Origin of the sequence: Streptomyces palmae, assembly GCF_004684805.1 — a bacterium.
GTDB lineage: Bacteria > Actinomycetota > Actinomycetes > Streptomycetales > Streptomycetaceae > Streptomyces > Streptomyces palmae.
In genome coordinates this window covers 1-8,258 of sequence record NZ_SRID01000316.1, presented here as the reverse complement: position 1 = coordinate 8,258, position 8,258 = coordinate 1, and the positions used below count along the sequence as shown (strand labels likewise).

The window sequence follows — 8,258 nt, the reverse complement described above, 5'->3', positions numbered from 1 at the left end:
GTCGCCACGCCCCCGTCGCCGCTCAGGCTCCCGCGCATGCCTTCGCCTCCGCCAGGTACCGCGCCACCGGCCCCAGGGTCAGCATGCCGCTGGCGGCGCCGGCGTGTTCCGCACGAGCACCGCGCAGGGCGTCCGCGGCCCGTGCGGCGATCCCGCGCTCACCCAGGCGTACGGCGGCGCGGGCGGTCAGGCACCACATGGCCTCCTGCATGTGGTCACGCGGAGGCTCGGGCACCGCGGCCAGGGCGGTACGGGCCTCCGCACCACGGTCCTGGGCGAGCAGCAGGAGGGGGCGTGCCCACGGCCGGTACGGGCCCCAGTCCAGCTGGGGGCCGGTGGGCGCGGGCCGGTCGTGCAGCAGCCGCAGCCCCAGCAGGGCGAGCGGGAACAGGCCGCGGTGCAGCCCCGGCATGCCGGCACTCCGCAGGGCGTCCTCGAAGGCGCGGTAGTGCGCCGCGGCCGTGGCGGCGCTCGGTCCGCCGGGTTCGGTGCTGCGGGCGGCCGTGGCCCGGGCCCGGAACCACCCGGTGAGGACGGCGACGAGGGGCGCCTCGGTGGTGGCGGCGAGCCGTTCGGCGGCCTCGGCGTGCGAGGCGGCGGCGTCCAGGTCGCCGAGGGCCGAGGCGGACTGCAGTCGGACCAGCCGGCCCAGTACGGCGAAGTTCGGCAGCTCGTGCCGGGTGGCAAGGTCGAGGATCTCGGCGCCGATCCCGTCCCGTACCGCCGCGAGCCCGGGGCGGCTGAAGGACTGTAGGAACACCCCGTTGAGGGCGAAGGCCAGCAGCGCGGGATCGGCCAGTTCCCGGGCCAGCGCCTCGCCCCGCAGGGCCGCCTGCCGGGCGCGCCCCAGCTCGGCCTCGGACAGATCGGCGCTGCGGCTCTCCACGGCGATCGTGGCCAGGAGACGGGCGGCCAGGTCGGCGGGGCCGTCGGTGCCCAGCGCGGTGAGGGTGCGCTCGGCGGCCGCGACGACGGCGCGGGACTGCTCGGGGTCGTCGGCCCGGCTCCACAGGGCGGGCACGTCATAGGCGCCGATGATGCGGGCGGTCAGCCGGAGGTCTCCGGTGCGTTCCGCCGCCCGGATGGCGGCGAGCCGGTCGCGCCGCGAGTGGACGAGGGCGTCACCGCCCGCCAGCGCCAGCGTGCGGGCCAGCTCCACGGTGGTGCGCGGGCCGAGCCGGGCGCCGGGGCCGGTCCACGCGGTACGGGCGCCTTCGAGGGGCGGGGCTCCGGTGAGGATGTCCATCTCCAGGCGCTGGAGGTCGGCCCCGGGGTCCAGCCCGAGCCGGTCGACGAGCATCGTGCGGGCGCGGCGGAGGGTGGCCAGCGCGTCGGCCTGGCGGCCCGCGCGGTGGAGCGCGCGGGCCAGCAGCCCCCAGGCCGGCTCGCGCCACGGGTGTTCGGCGACGTGGGCACCCAGTTCGGCGACGAGATCGGCCCCTTCCCCGGCGTCGAGGAGGATGCGGGCGCGCAGTTCCACCGCGTCCAGCCGCAGCTCCTCCAGCCGGGTCCGCTCGCGCCGCGCCCACGGCGAGCCGGGCACATCCGCGTAGGCGGCCCCGCGCCAGGCCGCGAGCGCCGCGCCGAGGTCGCTCACCGCGCCGGGGTCGCGCCGGGCACGGGCCAGGGTGTCCTCGAACCGGTGGACGTCCACGTCCTCGCGCGGCAGGCGCAGCGCGTAGCCGGGACCCTCGGTGACGATCACACGGGGCGGGTCGCGGGGCGGCCGGTCGGGTTCGAGGGCACGGCGCAGCGCGGCGACGAAGGTACGCAGCGCGCCCACGGCGCGGGCCGGCGGGTCGGCCCACAGGTCGTCGACGAGGGTGTCGGTGGCGACCATCCGCCCCTCGGCGGCGACGAGCCGGGCGAGTACCTCGCGATGGCGGGGGCCGCCCAGGTCGACCGCGCTGCCATCGTCGCGGAGGGCCCGCACGGCACCGAGCACGTCGATTCGCATGCCCCCATCCTCGGTGCCTGGGCCCGGCCGCGCCCGACCGTACTGATCGGCTGCTGATCGGCGCCGCCCAGGCTGATCCGGTCGGTCCCCGACCCCTAAGGACGGTCCCTCACATGACGCTCACCATTCCCGGCTTCGACCACGTCCGCCTGCCCGGCGCGGACGGTGTGGAGCTGGCCGCCGCCGTCGGCGGCGCCGGCAGCCCGGTCGTGCTGCTGCACGGTTTCCCCCAGACCCACCTGATGTGGCGGCACGTCGCCCAGCGGCTCGCCGGCGAGCACACGGTGATCTGTCCCGACCTGCGCGGCTACGGCGCCAGCGACAAGCCGGCGGCCACCGATCCCGAGGTGTACGCCAAGCGCGCCATGGCCGCCGACGTGGTGGCCCTGGCGGCCTCGCTCGGGCACCCGCGCTTCGCCCTCGTCGGCCACGACCGGGGCGCCCTGGTCGCCTTCCGGGCGGGGTTGGACCACCCCGAGACCATCACGCACCTGGGCATCCTCGACGTCGTGCCGACGCTCGACATGTGGAACGTGCTGCACGGTGTCTCGGCGGCGGTCGGCTACCACCTCTTCCTGATGGCGCAGCCGCCGGGCCTGCCGGAGGCGATGATCGCGGGCAGCGCGGACGCGTTCTTCGGCTCCTTCCTCGACGCCTGGGCCAACGACCCGACCGCCCTGCCGGAGGACGTGCGCGCCGCATACCTGCGGGCGAGCGCCGCGGCGGTGACGTCGATCGTCGCGGACTACCGGGCCTCGGCGGGCATCGACGTCACGCACGACCAGGCGGACCTGGACGCCGGCTCGCAGCTGGCCATGCCCGTGACGGTCGTCCAGCAGGACTGGGGCGCGCGGCTGGGCTACGACGCCGCCGGGGTGTGGCAGGCGTGGGCGCCGGACCTGGACCACCGGCTGACCCGGGCGGGGCACTTCATGGCCGAGGAGGCACCCGAGGAGATCACCGCGGTGATCCGGGACCTGCTGGCCCGCTGAGCCCCCGCGCTCCCGACGCGACGGCCGGTCGGCGGCCCGTACCCGGCGGCGAAAGCCCGTCGCGCCGCGCCGAGCCGGTCCACCGTCCTCCCGGCCTCCCCGCTCACCGGCCGGTCGGCACCCCGTACCCGGCGGGGAAAGCCCGTCGCGCCGCGCCGAGCCGGTCCACCGGCCTCCCGGCCTCCCCGCTCACCGGCCGGTCGGCACCGCGTACCCGGCGGCGAAAGCCCGTCGCGTCGCGCCGCTCCACCGACAGGCGGGCACGGCCGCGGCAGGGAGCTCACCACCGTGCGGCGTCACCACCGGTGCGATCCCGGTCCGCTCACGGTCCGTCGGACCGGCTCGACCGGTTGCCCCCGGCGCCCAGCCGCCCGCGCAGGTCACCGTGCCGCCCAAGGGCGGGCCGGTGGCGGCGTGGAGGGCCCGGAGCCGGGCGACCCGCTGCCCCGCCCGCCGCGAGGGTCACGCCTTGGAGGTCGGGGCCGGGCGCCATATCCAGGGAGTGGCGGTGGGGGAGACCCCGACGACGCAGGCCCGGTCCGGGCCGCCCGGCAGCAGGGCCGGATTGCCCACCGGCACCAGCTGGGCCGGTGATCGCAGGGGCCGCGCCCCCGCCGCCGCCCTGCCCTCGGAGTCCTTCCCGAGGGTCACCCAGCGCAGCTGGATCTCGCCGTCGAGCGTCTTGCCGGCGAGCAGCAGGGTGTCCTTGCCGCCGGGGCCCCGCACGCTGTGCGCGGTGAGCGGCCCGTAGCCCTCGAAGTGGCGCAGCCCCACCGGCTGCGCACCGAAGGCGGGGTCCTCCGGCGAGGTGAGTGGCCCGCCGGCCGGCAGCCGGTAGAGGTACGGCCGGGCGTCGGCCGGGGGACGGTAGACGAGCGTGAGGGAGCCGTCGTCGGCGAACGCGGCGCCGGGCTGGTCGCCGGATGCCGGGATCCGGGCGGCGGTACGCCACACCAGGGGCCCGCCGGGCTCCTCCTGGCGCCAGTGGTGCACGGTGTACCGGCCGGTGCCGAACAGGCAGATCCGTTTCTCCCGGTCGAGCACCACGGTGAGCCCGTCCTGGATCTCCTCGCTGTCGGCCACGCCCTCCAGGGCGGGCGGGCGCTCCACCGTCTGCCACGGGCCCCAGCGCCCGGCCGCGTCACGTATCCGGGTGGCGATGCCCTTGCGGGCGGTGCGTGCGTAGAGGTGGACCCGTCCGTCGGGGGTGGCCACCGCGACCGGGCAGCCGACCCGGCGGCCGGACTCCGCGTCGTCCTCCGGGGTGCCCAGCGAGCGCCAGGCGCGGAACGCTCCGTCCGGGGAGCGCTGCTCCAGCACGACGATCTCGCGGGTGTCGGCCCGGCCCTGCCCCTCCAGCGCGGAGAAGCGGAGCGCGAACAGCGACTGCCGGCCGGCGGTGTCCTCGACGGCGCACAGGGTGGGGGCCAGTGGCCCGCCGCCGAGGTTCCGCGGGGCGCCGAAGCGTCCGCTGCGCGGGGCGGTCTCCTGCCAGCGGACCGCCTGGGTGCCGAGCACTCCGTAGGCGACGACCCGGCCCCGCCCGTCGGTCGTCAGGGCGGGCAGGGTGCCGGGGTAGCGGTAGTGGGTGGAGCGTATCCAGCCCTTGCGGTTGTGCAGCGGGCGGTCGCCGCCCTGGCTGTAGTCGCCGCAGCCGGCGGCCACGCCGCACTGCCAGTCCGGGCTGCCGCCGTACGCCTCGACCAGCCGGGCCTTCTGCTCCACCAGGGCTGGCGGCAGGTTGTGGGGCCAGCGCTGGTTGTAGTAGCCGCGGAAGGCGGTGGTGAGGAAGCGCGGGGCGCGGCCGTCGCGGCGGGTGGCGGCGGTCACCCACTGGGAGATGGCCTTCCAGGTGAACTGGGCGACCGGGGTGTGGTCCCGGTGGTCGGAGCAGCCGGGCTGGTCGTTGTCCTTGGGGTGCTCGCGGTCGTGGACCTGGAAGTCGGGGTCCGGGTCGAGGGTGTGGATCACGGTGGGGCGGAACCGGTCCATGAGCCCGGCCAGCACGGCCACCAGGGTCTCGTGCCGGTAGTGGAAGGTCTCCTGCAGCGGGGAGTCCGCGGCGGCCAGGGTGTTCGCCCGGACGTCGGGCGTGTCCCACAGCTGCGGCAGCCGGACCAGGTTCTCGGAGAGCATCGCGATGTTGAGGAAGATCAGTTGGACGCGGCGGTTGCCGGAGACCAGCTCGTTGGACTCGGCGCGCAGGCTGCCGGCGGGGACGCCGGGAAGGTCGATGACCCTGCGCTGCCAGCGGGTGAACCGGTCCATGCCCAGCAGCTCGGCGTACGCCTGGCGCAGCCCCTGGTGGCGTGCGGCGGAGTAGGCGGGCTTGTCGGGAGTGACGGCGTCGCGCCGGGTGCCGATGGGGCGGTTGACGCCCGCGGCCTCGCCGGCGGTGACGTACACGTTGACGATCCCGGATCCGGCCCGCAGCTGCTGCTGGGTGTCCGGGTTCATGAAGTACAGGTCGTCGTCGGGGTGGGCCAGGACCTGGAGCAGCAGCCCGCGGCCGTTGCCGGTGACCGCGGCGAAGGGCTCGCCGCCCGGCGGGACGGCGGGGTGCGCCGGGGCGTTGCGGGCGGTGCCGGGGTGCGAGGTGTTGCTGCAGGCGACCGCGGTGGTGGCGGTCAGCGCGGCCAGCGCGCCGAGGGTCTGGCGCCGGGTGAGGACGCCGTACGGCTCGGTCTGCCGCTTGGTACTCGGAGGTTGGGGAGCCGCGCCCCGCGAATTTTCAGCCATCTGGGTGAATCCGTCCCGTCATGCAGGAGACAACCCATGGCCGCCTCGCTGTGCTGTGGGACGGTCTGTGATCTTCACAGGTTGCCTGAGGGTGTGATATCGGCCGGTCACAAAATGATCAACGACCGATTCTCATCGCTCGGACGCCATCACCTGTGGGGATGGCGTGAACGGTGCGTCCGGGCGGAAGTTGGGGGCGGGGCGCCGATCCCGTTGTCGGAGACATGACCTAGTCTTCGCTTATTCATCACATGCCCGGCACGGTTCACGCACATCGTGTCCCTCGCATGGAGGTGATTCCCTATTTTTCGTTCCGGGGGGTTCGAATACGCGTGCGAATCCGCACTCTTCCCGCCGCCACTGCGCTGGCGGTCCTCTTCAGCTCGGCGGTGCTCACCGCCGCACCGGCCTCGGCCGACACCACCGCGCCCATCGCGGTCTCGAACGCGGACGACATGGTCGTCGACGGCGTTCACCACCTGCTGTACGTCAGCGACACCAGCCAGAACAAGATCGTCATCACCGACGAGACCGGCAAGGTCGTCGCCACCCTCACCGACCTTCCCCAGGTCCAGGACCTCGAACTGAGCCCCGACTCGGGCACCCTGTACGCCGCGGTCGCGGGCGCGGACCAGATCGTCGCCTTCGACACCGCGACGCTCAACCAGACTGCCACCTACCCGACCGGTGACAAGACCGCCCCCTCCCAGCTCGTCCACGTCGGCGGCAAGCTGTGGTTCGGCTACGGCACCGGCGCGGACTCCGGTCTCGGCGCGGTCGATCTGACCGCCCCGACCCCCACGGTCACCCTTGACCTGGGGGGAGACCACGACTGGGCCGGACCGCCGGCGCTCTATGCCGACGCCGACAACCCGGGCACGCTGGTCGCGCTCGACAAGAGCACCAGCGCGGCCCCGATCGTCGTCTACGACGTCTCCGGCGACACTCCGGCCATCCGCGTCTCCGCCGAGACCGGCAGCCTGGTCCGCGACGCGGCACTCAGCCCGGACGGCCAGTCCATCGTGGTGGCCGCGCGCGGCAAGCAGGCGCTCACCGAGTATCGGCTCTCCGACCTTCAGCAGGCACGCAGCTACCCCGTCGCCGACGAACCGGAGACGGTCAGCATCGCCCCCGACGGCACGGTCGCGGCCACCGTCCTGGACGCCGTCGACGCCGGTGACACCTATGTCTTCTCCGGCGGCTCGGGGCAGCCCGCCAGCGTCCGCAACCTCTCGCCCAACCGGATGCCCGTCTCCGGGCACTCCACCAGCTGGTCCGCCGACGGCCGCAAGCTGTTCCTGCTGAGCGGGTCCGCCGACGCCACGCGGTTCCACTCCGTCGACGCGCCCCGCAAGTACCTCGGCACGCTCAAGGTCGACGCCCCGAGCACCGCCACCCGCGCCAAGTCGCTGACCGTCAAGGGCTCGCTCACCTCCGGCCTCGCGCTGCCGGCCGGCACCCCGCTGACGGTCACCCGCACCGACCTGGACTCGCCGAGCGGCAAGTCGCTGGGCACCAAGCCGCTGGGCACCGGCGGCAAATTCTCCTTCACCGACACCCCGCCGGCCGGCGGCAAGGTGACCTACAAGGTGACCTACGCCGGCGACGCCCAGCACCTGGGGGCCACCGCCTCGGACAGCGTCACGGTCTCCCGGGCCACGCCCAGCCTGTCGCTGAACAACAACAAGAAGCTGTACTCGTACGGCAAGCAGGTCACCTTCACGGCGCACCTCGGCAGCACGTACAAGAACCGCACCGTGGAGATCTGGGCCGACCCCTACGGCTCGGACAAGCCCAACAAGCTGGTCAAGTCCGGCAAGGTCAACTCCAGCGGCAACCTGTCCGCCAGCGTGACCCTGACCCGGGACACCAACCTCACCGCCGTGTTCAAGGGCGACGCCCGCTACGCGCCCAGGACGGTGAAGTCCACGGTGTACACCAAGGCGAAGGTCTCGACCTCGCTGTCCAAGTACTACAAGACCGGCAAGATTGGTTCCCAGTCGTACTACTACTTCCACAAGACCACCGACGTCATCTACGGGACGTCGATGAACTACTACAAGGGCCGCAGCCACGTGCTCCAGATCCAGATGTACTACCAGGGCAGCTGGTACGAGGGCACGGACGAGTACTACGAGCTCGGCACCGACGGGAAGTCGCTCCTCAACCTGGGCGAGTCCGGTGAGTCCGGCCTCCGCTTCCGGATCCGCTCCGGGTACGTCAACGGCACCTCCGGGGACAACGTGAACTCGACGGCGTACAGCGGCTGGAAGTACATCTACTTCAGCAACTGACGATCCCACCGCGACCGTCTGACCCCTGAGCGCCCGGGTCGGCCCCTTCGGCCGGCCCGGGCGCTCGGCCTTTCACCGAAGGCGCGGCGGCGTCGCGCGTCAGGCATCGGGATAGCGGGGCCGAGCAGCGGGTAGGTCATTCGGCGCCGTGGTCATGGAGGCGGCTCCTTGGGTTCCCCACGGGATCGGCACTCGCGGCAGTACCCGGGGGATGGGGCGCGGAACACCCGGTCGCAACCGTCGCAGTCCTGGAACGGGTCCGGGCGGGGCCTGGGG

4 protein-coding genes are annotated in these 8,258 nt (G+C 74.0%); 2 read left to right on the top strand and 2 right to left on the bottom strand.

The window, feature by feature from the left end; translation table 11 throughout:
- Positions 1–22 precede the first annotated feature (22 nt).
- Positions 23–1,957 carry an AfsR/SARP family transcriptional regulator gene (locus tag E4099_RS25150; protein WP_135341399.1) on the bottom strand — a complete coding sequence of 645 codons (1,935 nt, stop codon included), beginning with the start codon at positions 1,955–1,957 and terminating at the stop codon, positions 23–25.
- Between the two features lie 113 nt (positions 1,958–2,070).
- On the opposite strand from E4099_RS25150, the gene E4099_RS25145 reads away from it, so the two are divergent.
- A complete protein-coding gene (locus E4099_RS25145) occupies positions 2,071–2,949 on the top strand; it encodes an alpha/beta fold hydrolase (RefSeq protein ID WP_135341398.1) in 879 nt (292 codons plus the stop codon).
- Positions 2,950–3,411: 462 nt separating this feature from the next.
- On the opposite strand, the gene E4099_RS25140 is transcribed toward E4099_RS25145, so the two are convergent.
- Positions 3,412–5,688, bottom strand: a complete 2,277-nt coding sequence (locus tag E4099_RS25140; RefSeq protein WP_135341397.1) for a PIG-L family deacetylase — start codon at positions 5,686–5,688, stop codon at positions 3,412–3,414.
- A gap of 332 nt (positions 5,689–6,020) precedes the next feature.
- Between E4099_RS25140 and E4099_RS25135 the strand changes: the two genes are divergently transcribed.
- Positions 6,021–7,982 carry a beta-propeller fold lactonase family protein gene (locus tag E4099_RS25135; protein WP_135341396.1) on the top strand — a complete coding sequence of 654 codons (1,962 nt, stop codon included), beginning with the start codon at positions 6,021–6,023 and terminating at the stop codon, positions 7,980–7,982.
- Positions 7,983–8,258 lie beyond the last annotated feature (276 nt).